Source organism: Nonomuraea sp. AD125B, from assembly GCF_041402765.1.
GTDB lineage: Bacteria > Actinomycetota > Actinomycetes > Streptosporangiales > Streptosporangiaceae > Nonomuraea > Nonomuraea bangladeshensis.
Window position 1 is genome coordinate 174,345 of the sequence record NZ_JBGLOU010000008.1, and the last position, 17,354, is coordinate 191,698.

Genomic DNA, 17,354 nt, shown 5'->3' on the forward strand with positions numbered 1-17,354 from the left:
GCGTGCTATCCCTTCTCTGCTCCAGCCGTCAGCCCTTCGGTCAGCAGGCGTTCACTGGCGAAGAACACGATCACGATCGGCAGCGTGAGGACCACCGACCCCGCCATCAGCACCGTCGTCGGGATCTCGATGCTCCCCGCGAGCTGGGACAGCCCGAGGGAGACCGTCCAGCTCTCGCGCTTGTCCACCAGGAAGAGCAGGGCGAACAGGAACTCGTTCCAGGCGATCATGAAGACATAGAGTCCCGTGGCCATCAGCGCGGGCTTCGACAGCGGCAGCACCACGCGCCAGATGGTCGACAGTCTCGTGCACCCGTCGATCGCGGCCGCCTCCTCCACGCTCTGCGGCACGGTCTCGAAGTAGTTGCGGAGCATGTATACCGTGACGGGCACCGTTTGCGCGATATACACGAGGATCAGGCCCACCAGTGACCCGCGCAGCCCGAGCATGGTGAAGAGCACGAACAGCGGGATGGCCAGCACGATCGCCGGGAACAGGTACACCGCGAGGAACAGGAAGTGCACCTGCCGCCGGCCGAAGAAGCTCAGCCGCGCCACCGCGTACGCCCCCGGGATCGAGATCAGCAGCGTGACCGCCACCGACGCGACCGCCACGATCGCGCTGTTGCGCATGAACGTCAGGAAGCCCTGCCTGGTCAGGACGTCCACGTAGGTGTCGAGGGTGAACCGTTCCGGCCAGATCGAGCCAGGGTCCAGGATGAGCTCCTGGATGTCGCGGACCGACAGCGTCACCATGTAGAGGAACGGGAAGGCGGTGGCCAGGAAGAGCACCAGGATCACCACCGGCTTCAGCACCCGCAGCAGCCCGCGCTCGAACCTATCTCTGCTCACGTTCGCCTCCCGCGAAGAACCGCAGGTAGATGGCCAGGAAGACGACCAGGAACACGGCGAGGACGAGGGCCTGCGCGGCCGCGGCCCCGATGTCGTCGCGCGAGGTCAGGAAGTTGTAGACCCGTACGCTGACCACCTCGGTGCCGGCCCCGCCGCCGGTCAGCAGGTAGACGTCGTCGAACTTGGTGAAGGTGAACACGAAGCGCAGCACCGACAGCAGCGCGATCGTACGCCAGAGCTGCGGCATGATCACGTAACGGAAGCGCTGGGTCGGCGTCGCGCCGTCCACGACCGCGGCCTCGTCCAGCTCGGCCGGCAGCGCCTGGAGGCGGGCCAGGATGAACAGGAACGCGAACGGGAAGTACCGCCACGCCTCGAACGCGATCACCGTGAGCAGCGCCACCGGCACCTGCACGCCCAGGAACTCGCCCTTGGCCTGGGTGAGGAAGGCGATCGGCTCGCGCAGCCAGGTGTTGACGATGCCGTACTGCGGGTTGAGCATCGTCTCCCACAGGAACGCCACGGCCACGACGGGCGCCACGTACGGGATGAGGATCGAGGCCCGCACCAGCGTCCGCCCCCGGAACCTGTCGCGCAGCGCCAGCGCCGCCACCAGCCCGATCACGATGGACAGCCCGGTGCCGGCCACCGTGTAGACGAGCGTGTTGACCAGCGACGACCAGAAGCCCGGCTCGGAGACGACGTAGCCGAAGTTCTCCAGCGTGTAGTGGCCGAAGATTCCGGTCCGCCGGATGTTGATCAGCCGGGCGTCCTGGAACGCCAGCATGATCGCCCACAGCAGCGGCAGCACCACCACGACCAGCGTGATGACGAGCGTCGGCGAGATCAGCGACAGTCCGGCCCGGCCCTCCTGCTGCCGCAGGGTGCGGGCAGGAGTCCGGCTCACTCTCTGATCCCGCGCTTGATGGACTCGACGTCGGCCTTGGCCTGGTCGGCGGCGGCCTGCGGGGTGAGCGAGCCGTCGACCAGCGCGCTCAGCGCCTTCGGCACCGGGAGCTCGCCCATGGTGGCGCCGACCAGCTTGCCCTGGCCCTGGGGGATGCCCCAGCGGGCGAAGGTGTCGGGGCTCTCGCGCAGGGTGGTGAGCACGTCGGCCGGGTAGATCTCCGACAGCGGCTTCTTGGTGTCGACGCCGGCGGGCAGCTTGTCCCACTGCTCGGCGAAATTCGTCCTGGTGGGGAACTTGCCCTCGGGGGCCATGCCGAGCCAGCGCGCGTAGCCCTCGTCCATCATGTACGTCACGAACGCGCTCGCCGGCTCCTTGGCCGCGTCACGGGTGATCGCCCACGAGACGATCTCGCCGTACTGGGCGGGGGCGCTCCCGTCGGGGCCCTTGAGCGCGGTGACGATGCCGGTGTTCTTGGCCAGCCACTCCGGGTCCTTACGGCATTCCGGGCAGCTCGGCAGCGCGTCCTTCCTGAGCCCGGCCAGCTCGTCCAGGATGAACGACGACCAGATCATCATGGCCGCCTTGCCGGAGAAGTACGTGGCTCTCGTGGTGTCGACGTCCTGTTTGCCCTTGACCGAGTAATTTTTGGCCAGGTTCGCATAGAACTCGAATGCTTTGACGCATGGCGGCGAATTAAGAACGACATTTCCGGAATTGTCGACCAGTTGGCAACCGTTCGCCAGCGCCACGTGCTCGAAACTCTGCGCCGTGAACGAGTCCTTCGGCGCGATCGCCAGCGTGATCCCGGCCGTCCCGCCGGTGTTCAGCTTCCGCGCGGCGGCCTCCAGCGCCTCGTACGTGTCCGGCGATCGCAGCCCGGCCTTCTCGAACAGGTCCTTGCGGTAGAGGATCAACTGCGCCCATCCGTCGCTCGGCACCGCCAGCAGCTTGCCGTTCGCCGTGTCGAGCTCCAGGGCGCGGGGGGAGAAGGTGTCCCGGCCGAGCCGGTCCACGATCCTGCCGGGGGTCTCGGTGTCGAGCAGGTCGTTGGCCTCCAGCTCCCGTACCGACGCGAGGGGCAGCGCCCCGATGACGTCGGGCAGGTCGTCGGCGGCGGCCGCGGCGGTCACGGTCTGGCTGAACTGGTCCTCGGCGACGCCCACCAGCTCCACCTGGACGCCGGTCTTCCTGGTGAACTCGGCGATGATCTGTCTCTGCACCGCCATGCGGTCCTCAAGGTTCTCCTCGGTCCACACCGTGATCTTGGGGGCCGCGCCCTGCTCCTCGCCGCCGCCGTCGCCGCAGGCGGTCAGCGTGGCGGTCACCAGCAGGGCGGCGGAGAGGACGGCGGTAACCTTCTTCGGCATTGCACGCTCCTCCGTTCGGGGATATGCCGCCCTTACCCCGGGAGCAGGTGCCGCAACGTCCGCCAGGCCACGCCGGACCGGTAAGGTCGCTTTCCACAAGACACGCGGTCAGAAACCCCAATTACCTCAGCCGCATCGCGCGGAAGCCGTAGACTTACGCCGGTTACGGGCGCAACTATCGTGTGCAAAAGACCAATAAATCTTCTACTTCTGTTTGATCATTAAGCGTAAGTGTGGGGAATGCGCGTCATCACGTTCGAGGAGCCGGGCCGTGTCCGCGTCGGCCTGGAAGCTCCCGCCGAAATCGTCCCCGGCTCCGTCCGGGTCCGGACGATCTACTCAGGCGTCTCGGCAGGCACCGAGCTCACCGCCTACCGCGGAACCAACCCCTACCTCAACCGCAAGTGGGACACCGAGCGCCGGCTCTTCGTCGAGGGCAGCACGCACGCCTACCCCCTGAGCGGCTGGGGCTACCAGGAGGTCGGCGAGGTGGTGGAGGCGGCGCCCGACGTCGCCGACCCGCCCGTCGGCAGCCTCGTCTGGGGCATCTGGGGCCACCGGGCCGAGGCCGTCGTCCCCGCCGAGAAGCTGGTCGGCCACGTGCTGCCGCCCGGCGCCGACCCGCTCGGCGGCGTCTTCGCCCGCGTCGGCGCCATCGCGCTGAACGCCGTGCACGCAGCCGACATCCACCTCGGCGACCAGGTCGCGATCTTCGGCCAGGGCGTCATCGGCCTGCTGGCCACCCGCCTCGCCGTGCTCAGCGGCGCCCGCGTGGTCGCCGCCGACGCCATCCCCGACCGGCTGGAGCTGGCCAGGAGGTTCGGCGCGGCCGAGACCTTCGACGTGCGCGCCGGCTCCGTCGCCGAGTTCACCCGCAAGCGCCTCGCGGGCGCCGACACCGTCATCGAGCTCAGCGGCACCCACCTCGGCCTGCACGAGGCCATAAGGACCGTACGCAAGGGCGGCCGGGTCGTGGCCGCCGGCTTCTACCAGGGCGACGGCGTCGGGCTGCGGCTCGGCGAGGAGTTCCACCACAACCAGGTCCAGCTCGTCTCCTCCCAGATCGGCGGCGTCGCCTCGTGGCTCAGCCACCGCTGGGACGTCGAACGCCTCCAGCGCACCTTCATGGAGCTCGTGCACCGCGGCGAGGTCGAGGTCGCCGGGCTGATCACCCACGTCGTCCCCGTCGAGCGGGCCGCCGAGGCGTTCGACCTGCTCGACAAGCACCAGTCCGAGGTGCTCCAGCTCATCTTCCGATTCGAGGAGTGACCGTGAAGCTCGCCGTCCAGGAGCAACTCTTGCCCGGCCGCTCCCTTCAGGAGAAGTTCGCCTTCGCCGTCGAGGCCGGCTTCGACGCGATCGAGCTGCGCGGCAAGGGCGACTTCCACTTCGCCGGCCGCCTCACCGAGCTCAAGCGGGCGCTGGCCGACGGCGTCGTCATGCCGACGGTCTGCGTGGACATGCCGCACTTCATCGGCGACTTCGACCCCGCCAAGCGCAAGGACGCGATCCAGCAGCTCCGCTCGCAGCTCACCGTCATCGGCGAGCTCGGCGGCATCGGCGTCATGACCCCCGCCTCCTGGGGGCAGTTCTCGCTCCGGCTGCCGCCGTTCGAGCCGCCGCGCAGCGCCGAGCAGGACCGCGAGGTGCTGACCGAGGCGCTCGGCGTCCTCGGCGAGCACGCGCAGCGCAACGGCGTCCTGATCATGCTCGAACCGCTCAACCGGTACGAGAACCACATGGTCAACACCCTCGCCGACGCGGTCTCGTACTGCGCCATGGACTCCATCAGGGTCGTCGGCGACACCTACCACATGAACATCGAGGAGGACGACCCCTGCCGCGCGCTGGCCGAGGCCGCCCCCTACCTCGCCCACATGCAGATCAGCGAGTCCAACCGGCACCAGCCGGGCACCGGCCACCTCGACTGGGGCGCCCAGCTCGCCACCCTCGACGCCTACGGCTACGACGGCTACCTCGCGCTCGAATGCCGCCTGCGCGGCGAGCCCGAGGTCGTGCTCCCGCAGACCGCCGCGTTCGTACGGAAGTTCCTGTGATCCCGCGCGAGGCCGTGCGCGTCCTGGTGTCGAACTGGGACGGCAACCACACGGTCCCCTCCCGCCGCCTGTACCCCCACCAGTGGAGCTGGGACTCCGCCTTCATCGCCATCGGCCATTCGCGCTGGTCGCCGCGGCGCGGCCGGGCCGAGCTGCTCAGCCTGCTCGGCGCGCAGTGGCGCGACGGCCGGGTGCCGCACATCGTGTTCAACCCCCGGGTGTCCGACGGCGCCTACTTCCCCGGCCCCGACTTCTGGCAGGTCCGCGCGCCGTCCGGCACCGCGACCTCCGGCATCGTGCAGCCGCCGGTGCACGCGCTGGCCGCGTGGAAGACCCACCTGGCCGAGCCCGACCCGGCGTTCCTGCGCCGCGTCTACCCCAAGCTCGTGGCCCAGCAGGAGTTCCTGCGCACCGCCCGGCGCTCGCCCGAGGGCCTGATCTCGATCGTGCACCCGTGGGAGTCGGGCATGGACAACAGCCCGGCCTGGGACCAGCCGCTGCGGGCCGTGCACGACCGCCCGACCGGCTACGTCCGGCGCGACCTCAGCACCGTCGACGCCGACGAGCGGCCCACCGACCGCGACTACGAGCGTTACGTCGCCCTCGCCAGGGCCTACCGCGACTCCGGCTACCGCACGCCTGGCGCGTTCCAGGTCGAGGACCCGCTGTTCAACGCCGCCTACGGCCAGGCCGAGCACGTGCTCGCGCTGATCGCCGCCGAGCTCGGCCTCGACCCCGGGCCGCACCGGCGTGAGGCCGCCGCCGTCACCGCCGCCATGGTCGAGCACCTGTGGGACGGCGCGCTCTTCCAGCCCCGCGACCTGGTCGCCGGCCAGGTGATCCGCTCCGACAGCGCCGCCGGCCTCACCCCGCTCCTGCTGCCCGGCCTGCCGGGCGACGTGGTCGAGAGGCTGATCTCGACCGCGCTCGACCGGTTCGCGCTCAAGGACGGCGTGCTGCCCAGCTTCTCGCCGGCCGCGCCCGGCTTCGACCCGGTGCGCTACTGGCGCGGGCCGAGCTGGGTCAACCTGAGCTGGCTGATCTGGCAGGGGCTCAGCGAGCACCGCCCCGAGCTGGCCCGGCCGGTCGCCGAGGGAATCGTCCGGGTGATCACCAGGTCGGGCTTTCGGGAGTACTTCGACCCGTTCACGCTGCGCGGCCACGGCTGCTCGGACTTCAGCTGGTCAGCGGCCCTCCTCCTCGACCTCGTGGCGGAGTACGGCCTGGAGGCTCTGACGCCGGCGGGCGGCGAGGTCGCCGAGGAGCTGGGGAGCGTCACGGAAGCCGACGACATCGGTGACCAGGTGCCGGCGTAGCAGGGGGCCCCACTCACTGAGCAGGCCGATCGTCTCGTACGACAGCCGCTCCCTGTCCCAGGCGTGGGCGAGGCCGCGCGGCACCCTGCCGATCTGCGCGCAGCGCACCGACAGGCCGTTGTGGTGGAACTCCTCGCCGAGCCGGACCTCGTCCGCGCCCTCGGTGTAGAAGGCCAGGTCCACCAGCGTGCCCTGGGGGCGCAGCAGGCGCAGCCCGAGGGCGAGCGCGCGGGCCCGGCCGCGGCACTGGAACACCACGTCCGCGCCCCGGTCCTGCGGGGCGTGCCGCCAGCGCCGCTTCAGCGTGACGGCCGGGTCATCAGCCGTGGCCAGGACGTCCGCGCCGAGGGCCGTGGCGACCTCCAGCCTGGCCGGGGTCTCGTCCACGACGACGACCTCGGCCGCGCCGCCGTGCATCGCGAAGCAGGCCACCAGCAGGCCGACCACGCCCGCGCCCACGACCACGACCCGGCGGCCGCGCACGCCGTCGCCGAGCTGCCGCGCGGCCGGACCGTACAGGTCGTGGGCGGCGTGCAGCAGGCCGTTGGCGCAGATGGGGCCCATGTGGGCGACGTAGATGCCGAGCAGCGGGTCGAGGTCGTCGGGCAGCTCGACGAAGCGGTCGGTGAGCGGGTCGGCGACGTACGCGGTGCGGTGCCCGTACGCCATGGCGACCCGCGCGCCCTCGCGCACGGCCGCGGTCCTGGTCTCCACCACCAGGCCGACCTGCATGTAGCCGATGCCGCGGACCGGGTACTCGATCGACGGCGTGCCCGGCACGAACAGGCCGAGCTCGCGGTCGAAGGTGGCGTTCAGATAGGGGTTGTCGCCCTTGACGTAGGTCAGCTCGGTCCCGGCGGAGACGCCGCTGTGCGTCGTCGCCACCCTGAACCCGCCCTCGGGGAGCTCGGGCAGCTTCTCCTCGACGAGCGAGACCTTGCCGGGAGCCTCGATCGTGAGCACCTCACCCATCGAGCGTCACCGGCCCTCCCTCGGCGGCGGACTGAGCGAGGGCCAGGGCCAGGCGGTGGGTCCGCAGGGCCTCGCGGTACGTGGCCCGCACGTCCGCGTCCTTGCCCTGCACGGCGTCGATGAACTCGCGGTCCACGCGGGTCTTCGCGCGGCCGTCGTCCTCGATCACCCGCTCGCCGTCCACGACCAGGTGGGTCTCGGTGAGCTCCAGCGCGATGCCGTCGGCGCAGACCTCCAGCCCCACCCGGTGCTTGCGGGTGAGCAGGCAGGAGGTGGCGAGCATCCCGGCCGCGCCGCCGGCGAAGCGGAGGACGGCGGCGGCCGCCCGGTCCACCTCGCCGTCGGGGGCGTCGCCCGAGGCGACCGCGTGCACCATCGTGACCTCGCCGACCAGCACCCGCGCCAGGTCCAGGACGTGGACGGCCTGCTCGACGACCTGGCCGCCGGACAGGTCGCGCCGCAGCCACCAGCCGACCGGCGGGACCTTGTCCAGCCAGTGGCCGATCGCGAGCCGTACGGGGCGGCCGGCCAGCAGTTCCGTGGCCCGGTCGAGGAGGTCGAGATAACGCCAGTGATGGCCGACGGCGGACGGAAGGGACCTGCGGTCGATTTCGGCCGCGATGGTTTCCGCGGTTCGGAGGTCCAAAGACAGTGGTTTTTCCACGAAAAGCGGGAGGTTGGACGACAAAACGTCCAGTTCGGGGTTACCGTGCGCGAAAGGAGGCACGCAAACATAGACCGCATCAAGACGGCCGGCACTGAGCAGGTCCGCGTGGCTGCCATAGGCGGGGGAGCCATGCCGTGAGGCGAGAGCCTCGGCCTTCGCGAGATCCGTGTCGGCGATCCCGGCGATCGTGACATCGGAGAACCCGGACAGGACGTCTGCGTGACGGGCGGCGACATTTCCGGCACCTACGATGCCGACTCGGGTCAGTGGGGACACAACCCCGCATATGCCACAACCAGTTGCTATCAAACAAAGATGTTCGAAGGCGCATGAAACGGGCAGGTTGCGGGTCCTCATGAGAACGGGGCCAACTGCATGAAAACAGATGTGCGAGCCTTATCCAGGGTCCAGGAGTGGTACGGCCCTCATTCGAGCACTGCCGCCGAATGGCCCGTCGACGCCTTGATGCTGGCCAAGGGAACCACCACGGTGAGTGTCGTGCTGCCTGCTCGCGACGAGGAGAGCACGGTCGGCGACATCGTCACCGTCATCCGCAGGGAGCTCGCCGAGCGCGTGCCCCTCGTCGACGAGATCCTCGTCGTCGACTCCAACTCCACCGACGCGACCGCCGAGCGGGCCCGCGCGGCGGGCGCCCGCGTCGTGGCGCAGAACGACGTGCTCTCCCACCTGCCGCCGCTGACCGGCAAGGGCGAGGCCCTGTGGAAGGGGCTCGCCGCCAGCAGCGGCGACATCGTCGTGTTCGTGGACGCCGACCTGCGCAGCTTCGGCCCGCACTACGTCGCGGGCCTGGTTGGGCCGCTGCTGGTCGACTCCGGCGTCCACTTCGTCAAGGCCACCTACGAGCGGCCCTACATCGGCGCGGACGGCGTCCCCCAGCGGGGCGGCGGCGGCCGCGTCACCGAGCTGGTCGCCCGGCCGCTCATCAACATGTTCTGGCCCGAGCTGGCCGGGTTCGCGCAGCCGCTCGGCGGCGAGTACGCCGCCCGCCGCGCCGTGCTCGAACAGGTGCCCTTCGTCACCGAGTACGGCGTCGAGTTCGGTCTGCTGGTGGACCTGCTCGACCTCGTCGGGCTGGACGCCATGGCCCAGGTCGACCTCGGTCACCGTACCCACACCCACCAGGACATGAGCGCCCTCGGCCGGATGGCCGGGCAGATCATGCACACCGCCTGGTCCCGCCTGGAGCGGCAGGGCCGGGTGATGGCCTCCGAGCCGCCCGCCCACACGCTGCTGCAGTGGGGCCTCGACGGCGACGCCGGCCTGGTGGACGTGGCCGTGGCCGAGCGCCCCCCGCTCGCCTCCGTCCTTGAGGAGGATCCGGCGTGAAGATCCTCATGAACGCGGGCCCGTGGCTCACCGTCCCGCCCCCCGGCTACGGAGGGATCGAGAACGTCGTCGCCACGCTGGTGCCCGCGCTGCGCGAGCGCGGCGTGCAGGTGGTCCTCGCCTCCGTCGGGAGCAGCGACCTGGAGGTGGACGAGCTGATCAGCGTCTTCGACGACGGTCAGTTCGGCGAGCTGCAGAAGCCGTACAACCAGGTCATGGGCATCGCGCACGCCCACCAGGCGCGGATCGTCGCCGAGCTGCGCGGGCGCGACGACATCGACCTCGTCCACGACCATCTGGAGGTGGTGGGCCCGGCGGTGCTGGCGGCGTACGGCGGGCCGCCCGTCCTCCACACCCTGCACTGGGACCTGCGCAAACATCCGCACTTCTACGGCGCGTTCCCGTCCTCGATCAAGGTGAACGGCGTCTCGGAGTCGCAGCTCGCCCGCGCCCCCGAGGCCCTGCGCGCCGCCTCGCTCGGCGCGATCCACCTGGCCACGCCGCTCGCCGATCGGCGGGTCGAGGCCGAGCGCGGCGAGCACCTCATCGTCATGGGCCGGGTCTGCGGGCTCAAGGGACAGCACGTGGCGGCCCGCGTCTGCCAGAAGCTCGGGCTGCCGCTGGTGCTGGCCGGGCCGGTCAGCGGCCGGGACAGCCAGGCCGAGCTGGACGCCGTGGCCCAGGACCCCGACCACCCGCTGCACGGCCACCCCGACGTGCGCTACCACCTCGACCAGGTGACCCCGTACCTGGACCACGACCTCGTGAAGTGGGTCGGCGCGGTGGGCGGCGAGGAGCGCGACCGGCTCTACGCCTCGGCGCGGGCCGCGCTCTTCCCCATCCAGTGGGACGAGCCGGGCGGCACCGCCGTCGTCGAGGCGCTGGCGCTCGGCGTGCCGCCCGTCGGGCTGCGCCGGGGCTGCCTGCCGGAGATCATCGACCACGGCCGCACCGGCTTCCTCGCCGACACCGAGGAGGAGCTGGCCGAGTGGCTGCTGCGGATCGACGAGATCGATCCCGAGGAGTGCCGCGCGGAGGCCCGCCGCCGCTTCTCGCCGTCGGTGATGGGCGAGCGCTACCTGGAGCTGTACGAGCGGGTCCTGCGCGGGGCCTGACGCCGCTGAAGGGCCGCTCTCGCGGCCCTTCAGCGGGACGCCACGGCGGCGGCCGGCCGAACCCGCAGCGCCAGCCGCGCCGGGACGGAGGTCGCGAGCAGGGCCAGGCCGGTCGCGGCGGTGATCACCAGCGCGTACGTCCCCACCGGCACGTACGGCGCCGCCGACCCCGTCATGCCCGACCCGAACGCCGCCAGCGTGACCAGCGCGATCCCCGTCCCGAGCGCCGCCGCCACCAGCGCCGCGCCCAGCGTCTCCAGTCGCAGCATGCGCAGCACCTGCCGCTTCGTGGTGCCCGCCAGGCGCAGCGCCGCCAGCTCCCTGACCCGCCCCGAGGTCGCCATGGCCACGGTGTTGACCACGGCGATCGCGGTGAAGGCGATGATCAGCCCGAGCGCGACGAGCGTGGCCTGCTGGTTCGCGCCGCCGCCCGGCGCGGCGTTCCCGGAGGCTTCGGACAGCTCCGCGCCGTCCGGCAGCGCCGCCGCGAGCGCGCCCGCGCCCAGCGTGGGAGCCGACACGAGCACGACGCCCGAGGGGTCGTCCACGTGCCGGGGGACCAGCTCGTACGGCAGGGTGAGCTCGCCGAAGCCGAGCCCGCGGGCGTAGAGCGCGGTCACCGTGAGCCGCGCGGGGGTGCCGTCGCCGAGCGTGAGCCGCAGCGGGTCGCCGACGCCGATCCCGAGCCGGGCGGCGGCCGACGTGCTGACCGCGACGTCCTTCGCGCCGAAGCCGTCCATCGAGCCCTCGGTGACGCCCAGGTCCACGGTGCGCGGGTCGTAGGCGAGCGCCTGCGCCGAGAACTTGTCCAGCCCGACCCGGACCGTCGTGCGCAGCACCGGGGTGGCCGCCTCGACGCCGGGCACCTCGGCGAGCGCCGCTGCGTCGGCGCCCACGACCACGTAGCCGGCCCGCAGCCCCGCGCCGGCCTGCTCCAGCGCCGCCTGCCCCACCGTGGCGGGGGCGAACAGGATCGTGCACGTCATGGCCACCAGCAGGGTCAGCGGCGACAGCACCGAGGCCAGCCCCTGGGGCGTGGCCCGCAGGTTGCGCGCGGCCAGGAAGCCGCTCACCCCGGCCGCCCGCAGCGGCAGCACCCGCGCGGCCGCCCGCGCGAGCAGCGGCCCGAGCAGCGTCACGGCGACCGTCCACAGCAGCGCCGTCAGCATCGTCACGGGCGTGGCCGCGGCCTCGGTCCGCAGCCCCGACAGCACCAGCGCCAGCACCACCCCGCCCGCCAGGCAGGCCAGCCCCACGACGGCCCGCCACCACGGGAGCCGCCCCCGGTCCAGCGCGGCCTCGCCGAGCGCCTCCACCGGACGGATGCGCGCGATCCGCCGGGCCGACACCCGCGCCGCCGCCAGCGCGGCCCCGAGCGTGGCCACGAACGCCACCAGCGGCGGGAACGGGCTGACGACCAGCCGCAGGTTCGCCGGAGTGGTCCCGAGCGCCACGAACGTGGCGTGCAGCCACACGCCGAGCCCCATGCCCGCGCCCGCCCCGAGCGCCCCGGCGGCCACGCCCACCAGCAGCGCCTCGCCGGTCACCAGCTCGCGGACCTGCTTCGGGGTCGCGGCGACGGCCCGCAGCAGGGCCAGCTCGCGGTGCCGCTGCTGCACCGACAGCGCGAACGTGCCGACCACGACGAGGATCGCCACCAGCAGCGACGTCCCGGCCAGCGCACCGCCCATGCTGATCAGCGACACCCTGGCCTGCTCGGCGTCCAGGAACTCCAGCCGCCCGCGCTCGTCACCGGTGTACGCCACCGCGCCCCGCGGGAGGGGCACGTCGCCCGAGGCGAAGACGCCGATCGCGCTCACCAGGTCCGGCCGGCCCGCGAGCCTGCGGGCCTCGGCGGTGCTGAGGAAGACCGTGTCCTGGCTCGGCAGGGCCTGCGCGGTCACGCCCACCACGCGCCGGCCGCGCAGCCTGTCGCCGACCGCCAGCCCGGCGCGCGCGTCCACCACGACCTCGCCGGCCGCCCGCGGCTCACGCCCCTGCGCGATCGTGAACGGCGTGAGCCCCGCGGACTCCCACCCGTGCCCGGTGAACCCGCCGAACGGGAACGTCACCTCTGTGATCACCTTGGTCACGCCGGGCGCGCGGCGCAGCTCGGCGGCGGCCGAGACGGGCAGCCAGGCGCGCTCGGTCAGCGGCTTGGCCTTCGTCTTCGTCCTGCCCTTCCCCTTGTCGACGCTCTCCCTGACGTACTGGTCGGCGGCCACGACGAGCGGGGTGCCCGCGTACCGTTCGGGGGCGACCGCGCCGCGCAGGCCGGTCTCCAGCAGCATGAGGCAGGCGCACACCAGCGCCGCCGCGCACAGCAACGCCACGAACGCGCCCGCGAAGGCGCCCTTGCGGTGCCGCAGGGTCCTGATCGCGAGGCCGATCACGCGTACGCCCCCATCCTCGTCATGCGCTCGGCCACCTTGTCGGCGGTCGGCGCGCTCATCGCGTCCACGATCCGGCCGTCGGCGAGGAACAGCACGGTCCCCGCGTACGAGGCCGCCACCGGGTCGTGCGTCACCATCACCACGGTCTGGCCCATGCTCTCCACCACCTCGCGCAGCAGGCCCAGCACCTCGCGGGCGGTCATCGTGTCGAGCGCCCCGGTCGGCTCGTCACCGAACACCACCTCCGGCCGCGTCACCAGCGCCCGCGCGATCGCGACCCGCTGCTGCTGGCCGCCGGACAACTGGGCGGGCCGGTGCCCGGCGCGGCCCTCCAGCCCGACCCTGCGCAGGATCTCCGCCAGCCACTCCCGGTCGACGCGGGCGCCCGCAAGGCGGAGGGGCAAGGTGATGTTCTCCACCACGTCCAGCGCGGGGATCAGGTTGAACGACTGGAACACGAAGCCGACCCGGCGCCTGCGCAGCTCGGTCAGCTCCGTCTCGCCCATGCCCGCCAGCTCCGTGCCGCCGAGGCGCACCGACCCCGACGACGGCACGTCCAGGCCGGCCGCGCAGTGCAGGAACGTGCTCTTGCCCGATCCGGAAGGGCCCATCACCGCGGTGAACGTCCCGCGCGGGATGCCCGTCGTCACCTCGCGCAGGGCCGCCACCGCGCCCTGTCCCTTGCCGTACACCTTGCTCACGGCGTCCAGCCGCACCACGTCCGTCATGTGCTCAAGCCTGTCGGCCGGGCGCGGCGCGTCCCAGAGACACCGTCACCGATCACCCATGACGTCGTCATGAACCGGACACCCCTACATTGGTGTGCCGTGATTCGTGTACTGCTGGCCGAGGACCAGGCGGTGATCCGCGGCGCCCTCGCGGCCCTGCTCGACCTGGAGGAGGACCTGGAGGTGGTGTCCGCGGTCGAGTCGGGGCAGGCCGCCGTGGACGCGGCCGCCGTCGGCCGGCCCGACGTGGCCGTCCTCGACATCGACATGCCGGGCGCGCTCGACGGGCTGGCCGCCGCCGCCGAGATCAGGGCCCGGGTGCCCGCGTGCCGCACCCTCATGCTGACCGGCTACGGCAAGCCGGGGCACCTCAAACGGGCGCTCGCGGCGCAGGTCGGCGGGTTCCTGCTGAAGACGGCCCCGCCGGAGGAGCTGGTCGCCGCCATCCGGGCGGTGGCCCGGGGCGAGCGGGTGCTGGACAAGGCCCTCGCGGTCACCGCCTGGGACCTCGCCGACAACCCGCTCACGCCGCGCGAGGCCGACGTGCTGCGGCTGGCGGCGGACGGGGCCGACGCGCCGGACATCGCCGCCCGGCTCCACCTGACGCCCGGCACCGTGCGGAACTACCTCACGGCGATCGTGGCCAAGCTAAACGCGCGCAACCGTACCGACGCCGTGCGCATCGCCACCGAGAGCGGCTGGATCTGACGCCCGCACCCGGGCCTCCAGGACGAACCGGCCGTCCTCGACGCCCGTGCTGAGATGGCCGCCGAGCGCGGCCAGGCGGGTGGTCAGATTGCCGAGGCCGGAGGAGCCGCGACGGGCCGGAGCGGCCCGCGCGCCGTCGTTGCGTACGGTGAGCCGGACCAGGCCGCCGTCCCCCGATGTGGCGATGGAGCAGTGGCGGGCGGCCGGGCTGTGCCGCAGGACGTTCGTCACCGCCTCGCGCAGCACCGCGCTCAGCGCGGTCTCCACCTCCGGCGGCAGCGGCGGGTGGGCCAGCTCGGCCGTGACCTCGACGCCGGCCGCGGCCAGGGTCGCCCGCGCCGCGTCCGCCTCGGCGGCGAGCGACAGGTCGCGGTGCTCGCCGGAGACGGCGCGCAGGTCGTGCTCGGCGCGTTCGGCCATGGCGAGGACGTCCGCCAGCTCCGCCCGCGCCCGCTCCGGCGGCAGGCGGCGGGCCAGCTCGCACTTGAGCAGGATCGCGGCCAGGCTGTGGCCCAGGAGGTCGTGCAGGTCGCGGGCCGCGCGCAGGCGCTCCTCGACGACCGCCGAACGGGCGAGGCTCTCCCTCGCCGCCTCCAGCTCCCTGGCGAGCTGGGCCAGGCGGAGCAGGCTGTAGACCACCAGGCCGGTGACGACGTTGCTCACCGTGACGTTCACCGCCTCGGGCAGCGGAAGGGCCAGGTGGACGGTGACGGCGGCCGTGGCCGCGACGACCGCCCCGGCCAGCGGCCAGGCCACCCAGGGGCGGAAGGCCAGCAGCACCGGGCCCGCCAGGAACCCGCCCACGCCCAGCCACACCGGGCCGAAGACCGGGATCGGCGCGAAGGTGAGCACCGCCATCACGGACAGGGCCGCCATGTGCCGGCCGGACACCGACCTGAGCTGCATCACCACGATCACGGCCAGCGTCGCGGCGGCCGGGAGCAGCAGGTGCGGCGGGATCAGGAGCAGCGCCTTGACGCTGAACCCGACGAGCACCGCCGCCAGCAGCCACACCGACACGTCCACCGACGCGAGGCCCAGCCCGGCCCGGTCGGGACCGCCCGCCTCGGGGGCGGGGAGCGCGGCCCGCACCGTGTAGTGGCCCTGCGGGGACAGGCCGCTCGTCAGCTCGCCGCCCGCGGCCCGCACCTGGGCGGCCAGGTCCGCCAGCCCGTCGCCGTCCTCGGCCGTGCGGCGGCCGTCGTCGCGGACGCGCAGCAGCACCCGGCCGCCCTCCTCGGCGGTCTCGATCACGCACGTACGGGCCGCCCCGCGCCGGACCACGTCCGTGACCGCCTCCCGCAGCACCGCGGCGAGCAGCGCCCCGGCCGGCCCGAGCGGCTCCTCGTGCCCGGCCCGCACCTCCACCGCCACCCCGGCGGCCTCCAGCATGCCCCTGGCCGTCGTCAGCTCGGGCCCGAGCGACATCGCCCGGTAACCGGCCGCCGCCGAGCGCGCCTCCGCCAGCGACCGCCGCGCCTCCGCCACCACCGCGCCCAGCACCTCACCCGCCCCGGCCGGCGCCGCCACGGCCCGCCGCACGCCCGCGATGATCGCCGCCAGGCCGCGGCCCAGACCGTCGTTGAGCTCGGCCGCGATACGCAGCCGCTCCTCGCCCACGGCCGCCGCGGCCAGCGCCGGGCGGGTGCCGTGCAGCTCGTCCACCCGCTGCACCAGCCGGATGAGCCCGGGGACGATCAACGTCATCAGCACCGTGGTGACCGCCAGGTCGAGCGTGCGCGGCACGTCGCCGGTCCGCGCGTACGCGATCACCACCGCGCCGAACACCACCAGCGGCGCGGCCGCCCACAGCCGGGTGACCAGCAGCGACCCGGCCAGGAAGCCGAACACCACGACCGACGCCCCGGAGCCCAGCGTCACCCAGCAGACCAGCGCGGCCTGCACGGCCACCAGCCACCAGGACCGCGACCAGAAGGTGAGCAGGCACTGCACGGCGAAGACCAGCGCCGTCCCCGGCGCGCCCGCCAGGACGTACACGCTGGACAAAGCGGCCAGCACCGCGACGACGATCACCCGCGCGACAAGCACGGGCAGCAGCCTAGGAGAAACCTCTCGGCAGCACGGTGACGGGGCAGGGGGAGGCGCGCAGCATCTTCATGGCCAGCTCGCCCAGGAACACCCGGTGCGGCTGGGCGTCCTCGCTGGCCGCGCAGACCAGCAGCTCGCCGGGCAGCCACTCGACGCCGGCCATCGCCGCCGCCACGTCGTGGCCCTCGGCCACCTCCGCCTCCGCCTCGATGCCGGTGCTCTCCCACGCCAGCCGGACGGCGAGCGCGAGGTCGTCCCTGAGCCTGCTCTGATCCTCGGTACGCAGGTCGAACGTGATCAGCCGCAGCGGCACCCCCAGCCGCAGCGCCGCCTGCGCCACCCGTTCGACGGCGGCGTCGCACTGCGGCCGGTGCACGTACGCGAGGGTGAGCCGGCCGGGCTCCTCGGGCGGCGCGTACTGGGCGGGCGCCACCATGACCGCCTCCGGCGACAGGTGGAGCAGGTGGTCGGCGGTGGTGCCGACGGCGATGCGCCCGTGCTGCCCGCCGCCCGCCGAGCCGACCACCACGAGGTCGGCGCGCATCCGGCTGGCCAGCACGGCGAGGCCGCGCCCGCTGCCCCGGCTCTCGTAGGCGAGGTATCCGGCGGGGGCGTCCCCCAGCTCCTCGGCCGCGTGCGCCAGGTTGGCCTGCGCCTCCACGGCCAGCCCGGGGCTCCCGGGCGGGTAGATCGTCGCCACCGTGAGCTCGCCGCCGGTCACCCGCGTGATCGCCGCGCCCAGGGCCAGAGCCTCCCGCCCGCCCGGCTCGCCGGTGTAGCCGACGATCACGTGCTCTCCGATCATGAATGCCCTCTTACCCGCTTTGAGCAGGGAATACGCGGCATCGTACGGAACGTTGTAAACCTGTGGAGG

14 protein-coding genes and 1 pseudogene are annotated in these 17,354 nt (G+C 72.9%); 6 read left to right on the forward strand and 9 right to left on the reverse strand.

The annotated features are described in order from the left end of the window. Positions 1-5: 5 nt before the first annotated feature. From ACBR40_RS22405 to ACBR40_RS22415, 3 genes are read right to left on the reverse strand one after another with little or no spacing between them, the layout of a single operon-like run. Complete coding sequence (locus tag ACBR40_RS22405) at positions 6-851, reverse strand: carbohydrate ABC transporter permease (protein ID WP_344209590.1); 846 nt, start codon at positions 849-851, stop codon at positions 6-8. After that, on the reverse strand, positions 838-1,758 hold the full coding sequence (locus ACBR40_RS22410; RefSeq protein WP_344209588.1) for a sugar ABC transporter permease: 921 nt from the start codon (positions 1,756-1,758) through the stop codon (positions 838-840). The genes ACBR40_RS22405 and ACBR40_RS22410 overlap by 14 nt, the downstream gene beginning before the upstream one ends. After that, entirely contained in the window at positions 1,755-3,128 is a 1,374-nt protein-coding gene (locus ACBR40_RS22415) for an ABC transporter substrate-binding protein (RefSeq protein WP_371250000.1), read from the reverse strand. The genes ACBR40_RS22410 and ACBR40_RS22415 overlap by 4 nt, the downstream gene beginning before the upstream one ends. A 240-nt stretch (positions 3,129-3,368) precedes the next feature. On the opposite strand from ACBR40_RS22415, the gene ACBR40_RS22420 reads away from it, so the two are divergent. From ACBR40_RS22420 to ACBR40_RS22430, 3 genes and pseudogenes are all read left to right on the forward strand, one after another. Further along, positions 3,369-4,397, forward strand: coding sequence for a zinc-binding alcohol dehydrogenase (locus tag ACBR40_RS22420; RefSeq protein ID WP_371250001.1), 1,029 nt, complete (start codon positions 3,369-3,371; stop codon positions 4,395-4,397). 2 nt (positions 4,398-4,399) lie between these two features. After that, entirely contained in the window at positions 4,400-5,185 is a 786-nt protein-coding gene (locus ACBR40_RS22425; RefSeq protein ID WP_329584178.1) for a sugar phosphate isomerase/epimerase family protein, read from the forward strand. Then, positions 5,116-6,360 (forward strand): annotated as a pseudogene (locus ACBR40_RS22430) (hypothetical protein); the annotation flags it as partial. The gene ACBR40_RS22425 and the pseudogene ACBR40_RS22430, both read left to right, overlap by 70 nt. 9 nt (positions 6,361-6,369) lie before the next feature. Here the strand turns inward: ACBR40_RS22430 and ACBR40_RS22435 are convergent. Continuing rightward, positions 6,370-7,473: a zinc-binding dehydrogenase gene (locus ACBR40_RS22435; protein ID WP_371250002.1), complete on the reverse strand. Its 1,104-nt coding sequence runs from the start codon at positions 7,471-7,473 to the stop codon at positions 6,370-6,372. Beyond that, entirely contained in the window at positions 7,466-8,497 is a 1,032-nt protein-coding gene (locus tag ACBR40_RS22440) for a Gfo/Idh/MocA family protein (RefSeq protein WP_371250004.1), read from the reverse strand. Before ACBR40_RS22440 ends, ACBR40_RS22435 begins: the two co-directional genes overlap by 8 nt. Before the next feature lie 18 nt (positions 8,498-8,515). Here ACBR40_RS22440 and ACBR40_RS22445 point away from each other — a divergent pair, with 18 nt between their 5' ends. Together ACBR40_RS22445 and ACBR40_RS22450 are read left to right on the forward strand one after the other, a co-directional pair. Further along, complete coding sequence (locus tag ACBR40_RS22445) at positions 8,516-9,487, forward strand: glucosyl-3-phosphoglycerate synthase (RefSeq protein ID WP_371250005.1); 972 nt, start codon at positions 8,516-8,518, stop codon at positions 9,485-9,487. Further along, a complete protein-coding gene (locus tag ACBR40_RS22450) occupies positions 9,484-10,602 on the forward strand; it encodes a glycosyltransferase (RefSeq protein ID WP_344209574.1) in 1,119 nt (372 codons plus the stop codon). The genes ACBR40_RS22445 and ACBR40_RS22450 overlap by 4 nt, the downstream gene beginning before the upstream one ends. Positions 10,603-10,631: 29 nt before the next feature. On the opposite strand, the gene ACBR40_RS22455 is transcribed toward ACBR40_RS22450, so the two are convergent. Together ACBR40_RS22455 and ACBR40_RS22460 are read right to left on the reverse strand one after the other, a co-directional pair. Further along, entirely contained in the window at positions 10,632-12,995 is a 2,364-nt protein-coding gene (locus tag ACBR40_RS22455; protein WP_371250006.1) for an FtsX-like permease family protein, read from the reverse strand. Then, positions 12,992-13,723 carry an ABC transporter ATP-binding protein gene (locus tag ACBR40_RS22460; RefSeq protein WP_329584168.1) on the reverse strand — a complete coding sequence of 244 codons (732 nt, stop codon included), beginning with the start codon at positions 13,721-13,723 and terminating at the stop codon, positions 12,992-12,994. Before ACBR40_RS22460 ends, ACBR40_RS22455 begins: the two co-directional genes overlap by 4 nt. Positions 13,724-13,822: 99 nt before the next feature. Between ACBR40_RS22460 and ACBR40_RS22465 the strand changes: the two genes are divergently transcribed. Next, positions 13,823-14,431, forward strand: coding sequence for a response regulator transcription factor (locus ACBR40_RS22465; RefSeq protein ID WP_344209568.1), 609 nt, complete (start codon positions 13,823-13,825; stop codon positions 14,429-14,431). Here the strand turns inward: ACBR40_RS22465 and ACBR40_RS22470 are convergent. Together ACBR40_RS22470 and ACBR40_RS22475 are read right to left on the reverse strand one after the other, a co-directional pair. Continuing rightward, positions 14,372-16,480, reverse strand: a complete 2,109-nt coding sequence (locus tag ACBR40_RS22470; RefSeq protein WP_371250007.1) for a sensor histidine kinase — start codon at positions 16,478-16,480, stop codon at positions 14,372-14,374. The two genes, ACBR40_RS22465 and ACBR40_RS22470, sit on opposite strands and share 60 nt — an antisense overlap. A 10-nt stretch (positions 16,481-16,490) precedes the next feature. Beyond that, the gene (locus tag ACBR40_RS22475) at positions 16,491-17,285 is read right to left on the reverse strand and encodes a universal stress protein (protein WP_371250008.1); all 795 of its coding nucleotides are present in this window, start codon (positions 17,283-17,285) and stop codon (positions 16,491-16,493) included. Positions 17,286-17,354 lie beyond the last annotated feature (69 nt).